Consider the following 15,693-nt stretch of genomic DNA (forward strand, 5'->3'; position numbering starts at 1 on the left):
GCCATGAAGGACGACACCGCCCCCATCACCGGCCAGGCCCATCAGGACACCATCCATGACAGCGCCATCAAGCATGTCACCGGCCGCGCCGAATATACCGACGATCTGGTTGAGCCGACCGGCACGATCCACGCCTATCTGGGCCTGTCCACCTGCGCGCATGGCCGCATCACCGGGATGGATTTCACCGACACGCTGGCCCAGCCCGGCGTCATCGGCGTGCTGACCGCCGACGATCTGCCCGGCGTCAACGACGTCTCGCCCAACGGCAAGAACGACGATCCGATCTTTGCCGACGGCATGGTGCATTTCTGGGGCCAGCCGGTCTTTGCGGTCATCGCGGAGACCCGCGACCAGGCCCGGCGCGCGGCGCACAAGGCGCGGATCGCCTATGACGCGCTGCCCCATGCGCTGGACCCGATCGCGGCGCGGGATGCGGGGATGGGCTATGTGACCGATCCGCTGACCTTGCGTCGCGGCGATGCGGCTGCGGCCATGGCGGATGCGCCGCGCAAGATCACCGGGCGTTTCGCCGTGGGCGGGCAGGATCACTTCTATCTGGAAGGGCAGATCGCTCTGGCCATTCCAGGCGAGGATGACGAGGTCGCGATGCATGTCTCGACCCAGCACCCGTCCGAGGTGCAGCACATGGTGGCCCATGTCCTGGGCGTGCCCAGCAACGCGGTGGTGGTGAACGTGCGCCGCATGGGCGGGGGGTTCGGCGGCAAGGAGACGCAGATGAACCTCTTTGCCTGCGTCGCCGCCGTGGCGGCCAAGCGCTGGCACCGCGCGGTCAAGATCCGCCCCGACCGCGACGACGACATGACCGCGACCGGCAAGCGGCATGACTTCGTGATCGACTATGCGGTGGGCTTCGACGATGAGGGCCGCATCCGGGCGGTGGAGGGTGATCTTTACGCCCGCTGCGGGTTTTCGGCGGATCTCAGCGGCCCCGTCACGGACCGGGCGCTGTTTCATGCCGACAACGCCTATTTCTATCCCGATGTGCGGGTGTCGTCGCATCCGATGCGCACGAACACGGTCAGCAACACCGCCTTCCGGGGCTTCGGCGGGCCGCAGGGCGCGATCATGGCCGAACGTATGGTGGAGGAGATCGGCTATGCCCTGGGCCTCGACCCGCTGGAGGTGCGCAAGCGCAACCTCTATCGGAACGGCCAGCTGACCCCCTATCACCAAGAGGTGCAGGACCAGATCCTGCCGCGCCTGATCGCGGAACTGGAGGAGAGCAGCGATTATCAGGCCCGCCGCCGGGCGGTGCTGGACTGGAACGCCAAGGGCGGCGTGATCCGCAAGGGCATCGCGCTGACGCCGGTGAAGTTCGGCATCAGCTTCACCGCGACCTGGTTCAATCAGGCGGGGGCGTTGATCCACATCTATGCCGACGGCTCGATCCACCTGAACCATGGCGGGACCGAGATGGGGCAGGGGTTGAACACCAAGGTCGCGCAGGTCGTGGCCGAAGCCTTCCAATGCGACATCACCCGCATCAGGATCACGAAAACGACGACCGAGAAGGTGCCCAACACCTCGGCCACGGCGGCCTCATCCGGGACCGACCTGAACGGCATGGCGGCGCTGGACGCGGCCAACCAGATCAAGGCGCGTCTGACGGCCTTCGTCGCCGAGAACTGGAAGGTCGCCGAGGATCAGGTGGCCTTCGTTCCGGGCCATGTGCGCGCGGGCGACCAGATGATCGCCTTCGATCAGGTGATCCGCGCGGCCTACATGGCGCGCATCCAGCTGTCGGCGGCGGGCTTCTACAAGACGCCCAAGATCCATTGGGACCGCAGCACGGGGCAGGGGCGGCCCTTCTACTACTTCGCCTATGGGGCGGCGGTGTCGGAGGTGTCGGTGGACACGCTGACCGGCGAATATGTCATCGACCGCGCCGACATCCTGCATGACGTGGGCCGCAGCCTGAACCCCGCGCTGGACCGGGGCCAGGTCGAGGGGGCCTTCGTGCAGGGCGCGGGCTGGCTGACCACCGAGGAGCTGTGGTGGGACCAGAAGGGCCGCCTGCGCACGCATGCGCCCTCGACCTACAAGGTGCCGCTGGCCTCGGACCGGCCGCGCGTCTTCAACGTGGCGCTGGCCGACTGGTCCGAGGCGACGGAACGCACCATCAAGCGCTCGAAGGCCGTCGGAGAGCCGCCCTTCGTCCTGGGCATCAGCGTCTTCGAGGCGTTGAACATGGCTGTCGCGTCCGTCGGCGATTATCGCGAACCCGCGCGGCTGGACGCCCCGGCCACGCCCGAACGCGTGCTGATGGCGGTGGAGCGACTGCGCGGATGATCCGCGTCAGGGTCATATCCGCGCGCGGATCGACCCCGCGCGAGGCGGGGGCCGAGATGATCGTGACCCCGGATGCCACGCAGGGCACCATCGGCGGCGGCCAGCTGGAATACATGGCCATCGACCGCGCCCGCCAGATGATGGCGCGGGGCGAGGCCGAGGCGCGCATGGACATCCCGCTCGGACCCGAGATCGGGCAATGCTGCGGCGGGCGCGTAGTTCTGGCGCTGGACCGGCAGGCGGCGACGCCCGAGGACCGGCCCGACCTCTTGATCTTCGGCGCGGGGCATGTGGGCCGGGCGCTGGCGGCGCTGATGCAGCACCTGCCGGTCAACGCGCTGCTGATCGACAGCCGCGCCGAGGAGCTGGCCCGCGCCTCCGGCCCCAGGCTGCTGACAGCCTTGCCCGAGGCGCAGATCCGCGCCGCACGCCCCGGCAGCCTGGTCGTGATCCTGACCCATGATCACGCGCTGGACTTCCTGCTGGCGACCGAGGCGCTGGCGCGGTCGGACCTGGCCTATGTCGGCATGATCGGTAGCGCCACGAAACGCGCGCAGTTCGCCCGTTTTGCCCGCGACCGGGGGATCGATCCGGCACCTCTGACCTGTCCCATCGGGGGGGGCTTCACGCGGGACAAGCGTCCCGAGATCATCGCCACCTTCACCGCCGCCGAACTGATGGCGTGCCTGACCACGACCCTGACGAAGAAGACCGCATGCAACAGCTGATCCGGGGCCGCGTCCTCGACTTCCACGCCGACCCGCGCGACAGCGCGGACAACCACCGCTTCTGGGAGGATGGCGCGATCCTGGTCGAGGATGGCCGCATCGTCGCGGTCGGCGATCACGCCGATCTGGCCCGCGAGGGGCTGGCGGAGATCGACCACCGTCCGCATCTGATCCTGCCGGGCTTCATCGACCCGCATATCCATTTCCCGCAGCTGCAGGTCATCGCCAGCTGGGGCGCGCAGCTTCTGGACTGGCTGAACACCTACACTTTCCCGGCCGAGGCGCAGTTCGCCGACCCCGACCACGCCGCGCGCATGGCGGGGCTGTTCCTGGACCAGCTGACCGCCCATGGCACGACGACGGCGGTAGCCTTCTGCTCCAGCCACAAGGCCAGTGCGGATGCGCTGTTCAGCGCCGCCCATGCGCGTGACATGGCCATGGTCGCGGGCAAGGTGATGATGGACCGCAACGCGATTGCGGCGGTCCATGACACGCCGCAATCGTCTTATGACGACAGCGCGGCGCTGATCGAAGCGTGGCACGGCAAGGGCCGCCAGCGTTATGCGATCACGCCGCGCTTCGCGATCACCTCCAGCCCCGAACAGATGGAGATGGCGGGCGCGCTGGTCCGCGAGAACCCCGGCCTGCATCTGCAGACCCATCTGTCCGAGAACCGCGACGAGATCGAATTCACCTTAAATCTGTATCCCAAGGCCCGGGATTATCTGGATATCTATGATTATTACGGCCTTTTGGGACCGCGCAGCCTGCTGGGCCATTCGATCCATCTGGAGCCGCGCGAGATCGACCGCATCGTCGAGACCGACAGCCGCCCGGTCTTCTGCCCGACCTCGAACCTGTTCCTGGGGTCGGGGCTGTTCGACGCCGAGGGCCTGCGCGGGCGCGGCATCACCAGCGGCATCGCCACCGATGTGGGCGGCGGCACCAGCTGGTCGATGCTGACCACGCTGGCCGAGGGCTACAAGATCCTGCAGCTGCAGGGCCAGAAGATGCACCCGCTGACGGCCTTCCACTGGGCCACGCGCGGCAACGCCCTGACCTTGGGTTTGGAGGCCGAGATCGGCACGCTCGCACCCGGCAGCGCCGCCGATCTGGTGGTGCTGGACCCGTGCGCGACGCCCGCCATGGCGCTGCGCGCCGAGCAGGCCGAGACGCTGGCCGAGGAGCTGTTCATCCTGCAGATCATGGGCGACGACCGTGCCGTCGCTCAGACCTATGTGGCCGGCCGTCCGCGCAAGGCAGAGTAGGACGGCCCCGCACGGCGATCCTGGGGGGCGCGGTCATCCGCGGCAAGGGCCTCCGCCAGCCGGGACGCGACCTGTTCGGCATGGGCGGTGACCTCGGGAATGCCCATCAGCTCTCCGACATGGCCGCGCGCCAGGGGTCCCGCGACCCACAGATCGTCCACCGCCGCGCCCGTGGCCCCGACCGCCCGGCAGCCCTCGGTCACGTCCAGTCCCAGCCCGAGCGCGTCGGCGCGCAGCAGCCCCTGCGCCGCGGCCGAGGACAGGACCGGCGATCCGGCGATGATGCGGTCATGCGCGGGGCCGGTGGTCAGGATCACCCGGTCGAAGACCTCGCGCCGGGCGGTGTGGCCCCTGGGGGCCCAGGTCACGACCAGTCCCGCCTCGTCCGCCGCGATGCCGGTCAGCCGACCGGCCCGGATGCGCAGGCGGTCCTCTGCGATCAGGCGGTCCAGCACGGCCTCGACCTGCGGGGCGATGCGGAAGCGGTGGACATCCCACCAGACCCGCAGCCGCGCGACCAGACGCGCGCGTTCGGGATGTGGCAGCGCGGCCCAGACCGCGGGGCCGTCGCGGCGCAGATTGTCCAGCGTCGCCTGCCACGGCAGGCCGCGCGCGGCATCGCGGGCGACCTCCGCGCGCACGCGGCGCAGCAGCGACAGGGCCGTCCGCGCGGGATCGGCCGCGAAATCGGCGGGGCTTTCGGGGTGGCCCATCGCATGACCGCGCGACCGCTGCCCGCGCCGCGACAGCGCCAGGACCGCGCCGCGAAACCCCTGCGCGTCCAGGCTGGCGATCACGTCGGCCGAGGTCAGCCCGGTGCCCAGCACCAGCACCCGCCGCGTCCGCGCCGCAGCGCCGATGGCCGCGGCATCGGACGGATCGGCGATCAGGCGCGGGTCGTCGCGCAGGTCCTGAAGGTCGGCGGGCAGGGCCGGGGGCGGGTGGCTGGTCGCGATGACGACGTGATCAGCCTCCAGCGCCGCGCCATCCTCCAGCAGCAGGCGGAACCGGCCGGGGCGGGTCAGCGCCACCGCGCGGGCGCGCAGATGCCGGATGCGGCCCGCGGCAAGGTCAGGGGCCAGCGCCTCGGCCACATAATCGGCGACGATGCCCCGCTGCGGGAACAGCGCGCCTTCGGCGGTCGCGCTGCCGGGCGACAGGGCGATGCCCCGCGCCGCGATCCAGCGGTGCAGCCCGTCGCGGATGTCGGTGCGCATGGTCATGCGGCTGGCGGGCACGTTGATGCGATGCGCCGGATCGGTCGTGGAATAGGCCAGTCCCGCGCCCAAACGCTCGCGCGGCTCGATCACGGTGATCTGCGCGCCGGGGGCCTGTCGGGCCAGGTGCCACGCCGTCAGCGCGCCGGTGAAGCCGCCCCCGATGATCGCGACCCCGCTCACGCCCCCTCCAACCCCAGAAGGCGCGCGGCATTGTCGTGGAAGAACCGGTCCAGCACGGCGTCCCTGAGGCCCAGGGCCAGCGCATCGTCGATGGACTGCCCGATGGGTCGGAACGGATAGCTGGACCCGAACAGCAGCTGATCGCCCAGCCAACCGTTGGCGGCGTCCACATAGGCCTGGGAGCCGGTCTGGAACAGGTACATGTCGGGGATCAGGTGGACGTTCTCCCACCGGAAGGCAAGGCCCAGCACCGCCTGCACGTTCGGCCAGTAGCCGTGAAAGACCCCGATCCGCAACCGCGGAAAGGCCTGCGCGATGGCGGCGATGCCCGCGGGGTCGTTGAAGCGCGGATCGGGCGTGGTCGGCCCGCTCATCAGGAAGATCGGCACGTCCAGCGCCTGCGCCAGATCATAGACCGGGAAATAGGCGCGGTCGTCGGGATGGCGCGGCGGGCTGCCGAAGCCCGGCTCCACGTCGATGCCGCGCAGGCCGAGCGTGCGGATGGCGCGTTCGGCCTCGGCCAAGGCGGCGGCCTCGCCCTGCACGACGGGATCGACGGCGCCGATGCCGGTCAGCCGCGCGGGGTCCAGCGCCACGATGCCCGCGATGTCGTCATTGGGCAGGTGCTGGGTCGGCGTGTGGCGGCCCACGACCACGGCGCGGGTCAGGCCGGCATCCGCGATCTCGGCCAGGAAACCGTCGGGCGTGGCGGATCGGGTGAAATGCCGGTCGTCGCCGCGCGTGCCGACGCGGCGGTTCAGCCAGCGGACCACGTCGAAGTCGGGCGTGCCCGGCGTCCTGCCGAAGAAGTCATGCAGATAGGCCGGGCGGCAGCGCATGTCGATGATGGGTCGGGTCATGGTCGGTCCTTCAGTTGGCGGCACGGGCGCGCACGTCGAAGGCGCCCCCGGTCTGGGCGACGCCGCGCAGCGTCACGGCATCCTTGCCGATCAGCGGGAAGACCAGCTCGGCAAAGCGGATCGCCTCCTCCAGGTGGGGATAGCCCGACATCACGAAGCTCTCGATGCCCAGGTCCTGATATTCGCGCATCCGCGCCGCGACCGTCTCGGGGTCGCCGACCAGTGCTGTGCCCGCGCCGCCGCGCACCAGGCCCACCCCGGCCCAGAGGTTCGGCGCGACCTCCAGCCGGTCGCGACGCCCGCCATGCAGCGCGGCCATGCGGCCTTGGCCCACCGAATCCATCTGCGCGTAATTGGCCTGCGCGCGGGCGATGTCGTCATCGGTCAGGCGGCTGATCAGGCGTTCGGCGGCGGCCCAGGCCTCGGCCTCGGTTTCGCGGACGATGGCGTGCAGGCGGATGCCGAAGCGGACCGTGCGCCCATGGGCCGCCGCCTTGGCGCGCACATCGGCGATCTTGGCGGCGACGGCGGCGGGGAGTTCGCCCCAGGTCAGGTAGACGTCGACATGCTCGCCTGCCAGCGCATGCGCCGCGGGAGAGGAGCCGCCGAAATAGAGCGGCGGATGGGGCTGCTGCGGGCCGGGATGGAAGTTGCGCGCCCCCTCCACCCGGACATGCCTGCCGTGGTGATCGACGGTCTCGCCCGCCATCAGGCGCTTCCAGACGGTCAGGAACTCATGCGCGTTCTCATAGCGGCCGTCATGGTCGAAGAAGGCCCCGTCGGCGGCCAGCTCTCGCGGATCGCCGCCCGGCACGACATTGAGCAGCAGCCGCCCGCCAAGCGCCTCGTCCAGCGCGGCCGCCTGGCGCGCGGCGACCGTGGGGCCGGTGACCGACGTGCGCAGCGCCACCAGCAGCTTCAGCCGCTGCGTCACCGGCGCCAGGACCGCGGCGGCGATCCAGGGGTCGAGGCAGCTGGCCCCGGTCGGGATCAGCATTCCGTCATAGCCCAAGCGGTCGGCGGTCTGCGCGATCTCGCGCAGATAGGCGGTGCTGGGCGCGCGGCCGAAATCGGACGTGCCCAGATAGCGCGTGTCGCCCGAGGTGGGCAGGAACCAAAAGATGTCGGGGCTGGACATGGGCGACCTCAGGCGGCTTTGGCGGTGGGCAGATAGGCGCCGAACTGGGCGACGCCGCGATCAAGTCGGGCCAGCACCTCCGCATCGACCAGCCGCCCGTCAGCAAAGTCGCCGGAGGAGGCGTAGATGCCGGTCCCCAGCACATGCGCCTCGAAGAAGCCGAAAAGCGGGCGCAGCTGATGCTCGATGATCAGGGCGTGGCGGTGCCCGCCGCCGGTGGCGGCCAGAAGCACGGGCTTGCCGGCCAGGGCCTCGGGCGCGATCAGGTCGATGAAATGCTTGAAGAGACCGGTGTAGCTGCCCTTGTAGACGGGGCTTGCGACGATGACCGCATCGGCCTGGGTGAAGGCGCGGAGGTGGCGGTCCAGCGCCGGCGCGTGGCCGGGCACGGTGGCCAGGCCGAAATCCGCACCCAGATCGGCGATGTCGAAGACCTCGGCCGTGCCGCCGAACCGGGCGACGGCCGCGTCGGCCGCCTGCGTGACCAGCGCACGGGTTTTCGAGGGCTGGCTCCAGGACCCGGCAAAGGCTGCGAATCTGGGGGAGGGCATGGCGGTCTCCTAAAGACGATTTCCTTTGTCGTGTATCCTAGGCCCCGGCCGGGCACATTGCCCATTCCAAAGCGCGCGGGCGGCAGAGAAGCCGATGATCGTCGGCACACGTCCCGGCAGCATGGATTTTCTCCCGCCAAGCCGGGGCGCGCCCGGCCCCCGGATCGGGCGGAGAACGACATTCTCCCACGCGGGGTGCCGCAGAGATCGGGCATCTCCGGGGGCGGGTGAAATGAGAATGGCGGGCGGATTGCATCATCGCGAAAACACGATCACCTTTATCGACATAAATTGATCCCGGGTGATGACGATGGCTCAGATGAACAGACGCGACCTTCTTCGGACCGCCGCCGCCGCCGGTGCGGCGACGCTGGCGGCACCGTCCCTGCTGCGCGCGCAGGAGCTGCGCGAGCTGCGGATTGATTGGGCGACCTACAACCCGGTGTCGATGCTGCTCAGGGACAAGGGCTGGCTGGAGGAGGAGTTCGCCGCCGACGGCACCGCGATCACTTGGGTCCAGTCGGCAGGCTCGAACAAGGCGCTGGAATTCCTGAACGCCGGCGCGATCGACTTCGGCTCGACCGCCGGATCGGCGGCGCTGGTCGCCCGGATCAACGGCAACCCGGTCACGTCGATCTACAGCTATTCCAGGCCGGAATGGACGGCGCTGGTGACGCGGGCCGATACCGGCATCACCGGCGTGACCGACCTGGCCGGGCGCAGCGTGGCGGTGACGCGCGGGACCGATGCGCATATCTTCCTGCTGCGCGCGCTGGCCGATCAGGGCCTGTCCGAGCGCGACATCACCGCCGTCCTGCTGCAGCATGCCGATGGCAAGACGGCCCTGATCCGGGGCGATGTCGATGCCTGGGCGGGGCTGGACCCGATGATGGCCGCAGCCGAGATCGAGGACGGTGCGCAGCTGTTCTTCCGCAATCCCGCGGCCAACACCTATGGCATCCTGAACACCCGCGACGCCTTCTTGGCCGAACGGCCCGAGGTCGTGGCTCGCGTGCTGGCCGTCTATGAGCGCGCGCGCCGGCACGCGCTGGACAACCCCGACGACCTGAAGGCGGTCACCGTCGCCGCGACCGGCCTGTCCCCCGAGGTCATCGCCATCCAGCTGGACCAGCGCACCGACCTGACCCAGCCCCGGTTGGTCCAGGCGCAGCGCGACACGATCTTGGCCGCGGGCCTGGCGCTGCAGGGCGCGGGCGTGATCGACGCCGCCGTGGACGTGGCGGGCACCGTCGACTCGCTGATCGACGACCGCCTGCCCGCATCGTCCTGACACCCGCGAAGGAGAGCCCGATGGTCGAGACCCTGACCGACGCCTCGCGGCCTGCGCGCGCCCCGGTGGTGACGCTGAGACCGCTTCTGGGCGTGCTGTTGCCCCTGGGCCTGGCGCTGGCCTGGGAGGCGGTGGTGGCGCTTGGATGGAACAGCGGGCGGCTGCTGCCGCCGCCCTCGGTCATCTGGGCCACGCTGTCCGATCTGTGGCTGCGCGGCGATCTGGCGCATCACGCCCAGGCCACGCTGATCCGGGTGGCCCTGGGCTTTGCGGCGGGGGTCGCGGCGGGGACCGCCCTGGGCGCGGTCACCGGCTATTCGCGGCTGCTGTCGCGTCTTCTGGACCCGACGCTGCAGGCGCTGCGCGCGATCCCGTCCATCGCGTGGGTGCCGCTGTTCATCCTGTGGTTCGGCATCTTCGAGGCGCCCAAGATCGCGCTGATCGCGGTCGGCGTGTTCTTTCCCGTCTATCTGGGCGTGATGGAGGCCATCCGCGGCGTGGACCGCAAGATCGTCGAGGTCGGGCGCGTCTTTCGCCTGTCGGGGTCCGCCATGGTGCGGCGCATCCTGCTGCCCGCGATCCTGCCCGCCTATGTGACCGCGCTGCGCGCCGGGCTGGGCCTGGGCTGGATGTTCGTCGTCGCGGCCGAGTTCATGGGGGCCTCGGCGGGGCTGGGCTATCTGCTGATCGACGGCCAGCAGTTGGGCAAGCCCGCCCAGATCGTGGCCGCCATCATCGCCTTCGCGGTGCTGGGCAAGGCCACCGACACGCTGCTGGCCGTGGCCGCCACGCCCTTTCTGCGCTGGCAGGACAGTTTCGCAACCGCCCGCCGGGAGGAGTAGGCCATGCTTGCCATCCGACATCTGTCCAAGACCTATCCGGGCGGCACCCGCGCCCTGCAGGGGATCGACCTGAGCGTGGCCGAGGGCGAGGTCGTCGCCATCGTCGGCGGTTCGGGCTGCGGCAAGTCCACCCTGCTGCGGATCGTGGCCGGGCTGGACAAGCCCAGCCAGGGCCAGGTCGCCATCGACGGCGCGACGGTGACCGGGCCGCATCCCGGGATCGGCATCGTCTTTCAGGAGCCGCGCCTGTTTCCCTGGCTGACGGTGGCGCAGAACGTGGGCTTCGGCCTGTCCGGCGGCGCGGATCGCGCGCGGCGGGCGGCGGAGGTGCTGGCCCGCGTGGGTCTGGCCGACAAGGCGGGCGTCTGGCCGCGCCAGCTGTCGGGCGGGCAGGCGCAGCGGGTGGCCATTGCCCGCGCGCTGGTGACCCGCCCCGAGGTGCTGCTGCTGGACGAGCCCTTCTCGGCGCTGGACGCCTTCACGCGGCTGGACCTGCAGCGGCACCTGCTGCAGGTCTGGGCCTCGGTCGATCCGCGCCCGACGCTGGTCATCGTCACCCATGACGTGGACGAGGCGCTGCTGCTGGCCGACCGGGTGGTCGTGATGCGCCCTGACCCCGGCCGGATCGAGGCCGACATCGCAGTCGGCCTGCCGCGCCCGCGCGACCGCACCGCCCCCGCCTTCGAGGCGCTGCGCCGCGAGGTCATGGGCGTGCTGGACCGCACCCTTCCCATCCCGGCCACGGCCTGAGAGGACGCCATGACCCATCACGACAAGACCCCGCCCAGGGCGGCCGCCATCACCACGCATGAGGACGCGATCACCGCCGCCCGGCGGCTGGCCGCGGACTGGGCGCCCAGGGCCGCCGCGCGCGACGCGGAGCGCATCCTGCCTTATGCCGAGATGGCGGCCTTCAGCGACAGCGGCCTGGGCGCGATCACGGTGCCGCGCGTCTATGGGGGGCCGGGCCTGGGGCGGCGCACGCTGGTCGAGGTGTTCGAGATCCTCTGCGCCGCCGACAGCTCCACCGGTCAGGTCCCGCAGAACCACTTCGGGGTGATTCAGCTTCTGGCCGAGGCGGGCAGCCCCGAACAGAAGCGCCGCTGGTTCGGCGACGTTTTGGCCGGGCAGCGCATCGGCAATGCCGGCCCCGAGAAGGGCCGCCGGATCATCACCCACAACCGCACAGGCCTGCACCGCACCGCGGAGGGGCTGCGCCTGACGGGGCGGCGGTTCTATTCGACCGGGGCGATCTTTGCCCACTGGATTCCCACGCGGGCCAATGACGACCAGGGCCGCCCGGTCCAGGTCTGGGTGCACCGCGACGCGCCGGGGGTGACGGTGGTCGATGACTGGGACAGCTTCGGCCAGCGGACAACCGCGTCGGGCACGGTGATCTTCGAAGACGTGCCCGTGGGCGACGACCAGATCATCCCGGTATGGCAGCGCGCCGACGTGCCGGGCCTGTCGGGACCGACATCGCAGCTGATCCAGGCCGCCATCGACAGCGGCATCGCCATCGCCGCGCTGGACGAGGCGGTGACCTACGTCCGCGACAAATCGCGCCCCTGGGTCGACAGCGGCGTCACCCGCGCGCAGGACGACCCCTACATCATCGCGGATGTCGGGCGGCTGCAGATCGACCTCTGGGCCGCGCGCGAGGTGCTGCACCAGGCCGCGTCGCTGGTGGACGCCCTGGCCGCCGCGCCGGTCACGGCCGAGGACAGCGCCCGCGCCTCGGTCGCCGTGGCCGAGGCCAAGATCCTGACCACCGAGATCGCCCTGGCCGCGACCGAGAAGCTGTTCGAGCTGGCGGGCACGTCGTCCGTCCGGGCCGGGCCCAATCTGGGGCGGCACTGGCGCAACGCGCGCGTCCACACGCTGCACGACCCGGTGCGGTGGAAGCATCACCTGCTGGGCAACTGGCACCTGAACGGGGCCGCCCCCGCCCGCCATCAGTGGAACTGAGCCATGACCGACATCGCCCCGCCGCCCGATCTGCCCCATGTCATCGCCGATGATGCCGAGGCCATCGCCGTCGCGCAGCGCCTGGCCGCCGAATTCGCCCCCGGCGCCTCTGACCGGGACCGGGATCGCATCCTGCCGTGGGAGGAGCTGCGCCGCTATTCCGCCTCGGGCCTCTGGGGGATCACCGTCCCGCGCGAGGATGGCGGGGCGGACGTCTCCGCCGTCACCCTGGCGCGGGTCATCGCGATCATCGCGGCCGCGGACGGGTCGCTGGCGCAGATCCCGCAGAACCATTTCTACGCGCTGCAGATCGTGCGCAGCGGCGGCAGCCCGGATCAGCGGCGGTTCTTCCACCGCCTCGCCCTGACCGGCCACCGCTTCGGCAATGCCGTGGCCGAGATCGGCGCGAAGGACTTCAAGCGCCGCACCCGGCTGAGCCGCGCGGACGGGCTGCGGCTGAACGGGGCCAAGTTCTATTGCACCGGGGCGATCTATGCCCATTGGATCCCGACCCTGTCGGTGGATGACGACGACCGCCAGCAGATGGTCTTCGTGCCGCGCGACGCGCCCGGCGTCCGCGTCACCGATGATTGGGACGGCTTCGGGCAGCGCGTGACCGGCTCCGGCTCGGTCACCTTCGACGATGTGGCGATCCGTCCCGAATGGGTGGTGCCGTTCCAGGACAGCTTTGACCGCGCCACACCCATCGGCCCGCATGCCCAGATCATGCATGCGGCCATCGACCTGGGGATCGGGCAGGGGGCCTTCGCGCAGATGACGGCCTTCATCCGCGACCGCGCGCGCCCCTGGATCGACGCGGGGGTGCAGCGCGCCGATCAGGACCCGCTGACCATCGCGGGCGTGGGCGAGGTCTCGGTCCGCCTGCGCGCGGCCGAGGCGCTGTCGGAGCGTGCGGGGCGCGCACTGGATGCGGCGCAGGCCGATCCGACCGAACGCACCGTGGCCGACGCCTCGCTGGCGGTGGCCGCGGCGCGCGCGCTAACCACCACGGCGGGGCTTCTGGCGGCGAACAGGCTCTTCGAGCTGACGGGAACCTCGGCCACGTCGGGGGCGGACAATCTGGACCGCTACTGGCGCAATGTCCGCGTCCACACGCTGCACGATCCGGTGCGCTGGAAGTATCACGCCATCGGCAACCACCGCCTGAACGGCGTCAACCCGCCCCGACACGGAGCCATCTGAATGACCACTCCGCTCGGCCGCCACATCATCGTCAACGCCTTCAACATGAACTGCGTGGGCCATATCAACCACGGGCAATGGACCCATCCGCGCGACCGGTCGTCGGACTATACCCGGCTGTCGCACTGGACCGACCTGGCCCGCACGCTGGAGGCGGGGCTGTTCGACGGGCTGTTCCTGGCCGACATCATCGGCACCTATGACGTCTATGGGAACGGGCTGGACGTGACCCTGCGCGAATCCGTGCAGCTGCCGGTGAACGACCCGATGATGCTGATCTCCGCCATGGCGGCGGTCACGACGCATCTGGGCTTCGGCGTCACCGTGAACGTGAACCAGGAGGCGCCCTATACCTTTGCCCGGCGCATGTCGACGCTGGACCACCTGACCGAAGGGCGGATCGGCTGGAACATCGTCACCGGCTATCTGGACAGCGCGGCGCGGGCCCTGGGGCAGGCGGGGCAGACCAATCACGATCTGCGATACGATCAGGCGGACGACTATCTGGATGTGCTCTACAAGCTGTGGGAGGGGTCCTGGGACGACGATGCGGTGATCCGCGACCGGGCCGCGCGCGTCTATGCCGACCCGGCGCGGGTCCGCACGATCCGCCATGACGGCCCGTTCTACAAGGTCGAGGGGCCGCATCTGTCCGAACCCTCGCCGCAGCGCACGCCGGTCCTGCTGCAGGCCGGCAGCTCGGGGCGGGGCCTGCGCTTTGCGGCGCGGCACGCGGAATGCGTCTTCATCTCGGCCCCCGACAAGGCGGCGGCGCGGAAGGCCGTGACGGCGCTGCGCCAGGCGGTGGCGGATGCGGGGCGCGACCCCCATGCGGTCAAGGTGCTGATCGGCGTGAACGTCATCACCGATGACAGCGCATCGGGCGCCCAGGACAAGCTGGCCGAGCATCGCCGCCATGCCAGCGCCGAGGCGGGGCTGGCGCATTTCTCGGCCTCGACCGGCATCGACTTTGCGCCCTATGGGCTGGATGACGTGATCCCCTACGGTCCGACCAACGCGATCCAGTCGGCCACCGCCCTGGCGCAGAGCCGCGGCTGGACCAAGCGCGACCTGCTGGCGCAGCTGGCGCTTGGCGGGCGCTATCCGCTGGCGGTGGGCACGCCGGGTCAGGTCGCGGAGGAGCTGGAATCCTGGGTGCGGGAGGCGGGCGTGGACGGGTTCAACCTGACGCGGCTGGCCTCGCCCGGCACCTATGAGGATTTCGCCCGGCTGGTCGTGCCCGAACTGCAGAGCCGCGGCAGCTACAAGACGGAATACGCGCCGGGCAGCTGGCGCAACAAGCTGACGGGGCAGGGGGACCGCCTGCCCGCCGATCACGCGGTCGCGGCCTTCCGCCCCGGCGGCGTCGCGCAGGCGGCCGAGTGATCAGACCAGCATCCGCAGCCCGCTGACGAACAGCAGCAGCGCCAGCAGCAGGCGCAGCGCGCGTTCCGGCAGGTGGCGCGCGCCGATGGCCGCGCCAAGCGTGCCGCCCAGCACCACCGCCGCCAGCCAGGCCGGCATGGCGGCGGGCAGCCGGTCCCACATCGCCCACGCGCCCAGCAGTGCGGCCGCCGAATTGACCAAGTTGTAGACCGCGGTGATGGAGGCCGTGTCGCGCGCGCTGGCCCATCCCATCATCAGGATCACCGGGGCCAGGAACACGCCGCCCCCCGTGCCCGTCATCCCCGAGACCAGCCCGATCCCCGCCCCGGTCAGCAGCGCCGCCGGAAAGGGCGGATGGCGCGGCGGGGTGCGGGGGTCCGCGCGGCCCAGGGCCCGGCGCGCCATCTGCAGGGCTGACAGGATCAGAACCCCGCCCACGACGGGGAAATAGACCTCCGCCGGCAGGTGGATCGCGCCGCCCAGCATCGAGAACGGAAAGCCGAGCGCCGCGAAGGGCCAGATGCTGCGGCAGGACAGGCGGCCCGCGCGCAGAAAGACCCATGACCCGATGCCCGCGACCGCCGTGTTCAGCGCCAGCGCCGTCACCTTCATGGTCCCGGCCGCGCTGCCTGTCAGCGCCATGAGCGCCAGATAGCCCGAGGCCCCGGCCTGGCCCACCGCCGCATAAAGCACGGCGACGACCAGGAACCCCAGGGCCATCGTGATGGTGTCGGACATGGGCCGC

General features: G+C 70.7%; 14 protein-coding genes. 9 read left to right on the forward strand and 5 right to left on the reverse strand.

Going from position 1 to position 15,693, the window contains the following annotated elements:
• Positions 1-3 precede the first annotated feature (3 nt).
• The 3 genes from xdhB to guaD are packed head-to-tail and all read left to right on the forward strand — an operon-like array spanning position 4 to position 4,309.
• The gene (xdhB, locus tag AC2SGK_RS06565; protein WP_488322785.1) at positions 4-2,313 is read left to right on the forward strand and encodes a xanthine dehydrogenase molybdopterin binding subunit; all 2,310 of its coding nucleotides are present in this window, start codon (positions 4-6) and stop codon (positions 2,311-2,313) included.
• Positions 2,310-3,041, forward strand: a complete 732-nt coding sequence (gene xdhC, locus AC2SGK_RS06570) for a xanthine dehydrogenase accessory protein XdhC (protein WP_488322786.1) — start codon at positions 2,310-2,312, stop codon at positions 3,039-3,041. Before xdhB ends, xdhC begins: the two co-directional genes overlap by 4 nt.
• The gene (guaD, locus tag AC2SGK_RS06575) at positions 3,029-4,309 is read left to right on the forward strand and encodes a guanine deaminase (RefSeq protein ID WP_488322787.1); all 1,281 of its coding nucleotides are present in this window, start codon (positions 3,029-3,031) and stop codon (positions 4,307-4,309) included. Before xdhC ends, guaD begins: the two co-directional genes overlap by 13 nt.
• Here the strand turns inward: guaD and AC2SGK_RS06580 are convergent.
• From AC2SGK_RS06580 to AC2SGK_RS06595, 4 genes are read right to left on the reverse strand one after another with little or no spacing between them, the layout of a single operon-like run.
• Entirely contained in the window at positions 4,276-5,709 is a 1,434-nt protein-coding gene (locus AC2SGK_RS06580; protein ID WP_488322788.1) for an FAD/NAD(P)-binding protein, read from the reverse strand. The genes guaD and AC2SGK_RS06580 overlap by 34 nt on opposite strands.
• Positions 5,706-6,569 (reverse strand): amidohydrolase family protein, encoded by an 864-nt coding sequence (locus tag AC2SGK_RS06585; protein ID WP_488322789.1) that lies wholly within the window; start codon positions 6,567-6,569, stop codon positions 5,706-5,708. Before AC2SGK_RS06585 ends, AC2SGK_RS06580 begins: the two co-directional genes overlap by 4 nt.
• Positions 6,570-6,579: 10 nt before the next feature.
• Positions 6,580-7,707 (reverse strand): FMNH2-dependent alkanesulfonate monooxygenase, encoded by a 1,128-nt coding sequence (gene ssuD / locus AC2SGK_RS06590; protein WP_488322790.1) that lies wholly within the window; start codon positions 7,705-7,707, stop codon positions 6,580-6,582.
• Positions 7,708-7,715: 8 nt separating this feature from the next.
• A complete protein-coding gene (locus tag AC2SGK_RS06595) occupies positions 7,716-8,258 on the reverse strand; it encodes an NAD(P)H-dependent oxidoreductase (protein WP_488322791.1) in 543 nt (180 codons plus the stop codon).
• A 319-nt stretch (positions 8,259-8,577) separates the two neighbouring features.
• Between AC2SGK_RS06595 and AC2SGK_RS06600 the strand changes: the two genes are divergently transcribed.
• The 6 genes from AC2SGK_RS06600 to AC2SGK_RS06625 are packed head-to-tail and all read left to right on the forward strand — an operon-like array spanning position 8,578 to position 14,948.
• Positions 8,578-9,549 (forward strand): aliphatic sulfonate ABC transporter substrate-binding protein, encoded by a 972-nt coding sequence (locus AC2SGK_RS06600; protein ID WP_488322792.1) that lies wholly within the window; start codon positions 8,578-8,580, stop codon positions 9,547-9,549.
• Between the two features lie 20 nt (positions 9,550-9,569).
• Positions 9,570-10,391, forward strand: coding sequence for an ABC transporter permease (locus AC2SGK_RS06605; RefSeq protein ID WP_488322793.1), 822 nt, complete (start codon positions 9,570-9,572; stop codon positions 10,389-10,391).
• A 3-nt stretch (positions 10,392-10,394) separates the two neighbouring features.
• On the forward strand, positions 10,395-11,141 hold the full coding sequence (locus AC2SGK_RS06610) for an ABC transporter ATP-binding protein (RefSeq protein WP_488322794.1): 747 nt from the start codon (positions 10,395-10,397) through the stop codon (positions 11,139-11,141).
• A gap of 9 nt (positions 11,142-11,150) precedes the next feature.
• Positions 11,151-12,359 (forward strand): SfnB family sulfur acquisition oxidoreductase, encoded by a 1,209-nt coding sequence (locus AC2SGK_RS06615; protein ID WP_488322795.1) that lies wholly within the window; start codon positions 11,151-11,153, stop codon positions 12,357-12,359.
• Between the two features lie 3 nt (positions 12,360-12,362).
• The gene (locus AC2SGK_RS06620; protein WP_488322796.1) at positions 12,363-13,562 is read left to right on the forward strand and encodes an SfnB family sulfur acquisition oxidoreductase; all 1,200 of its coding nucleotides are present in this window, start codon (positions 12,363-12,365) and stop codon (positions 13,560-13,562) included.
• Entirely contained in the window at positions 13,563-14,948 is a 1,386-nt protein-coding gene (locus tag AC2SGK_RS06625; protein WP_488322797.1) for an LLM class flavin-dependent oxidoreductase, read from the forward strand.
• Here AC2SGK_RS06625 and AC2SGK_RS06630 read toward each other — a convergent pair whose 3' ends face one another.
• Positions 14,949-15,686, reverse strand: coding sequence for a sulfite exporter TauE/SafE family protein (locus AC2SGK_RS06630; protein WP_488322798.1), 738 nt, complete (start codon positions 15,684-15,686; stop codon positions 14,949-14,951).
• Between the last annotated feature and the right edge of the window lie 7 nt (positions 15,687-15,693).

This window comes from Paracoccus sp. NIOT.M2S5SZ12, from assembly GCF_057748165.1.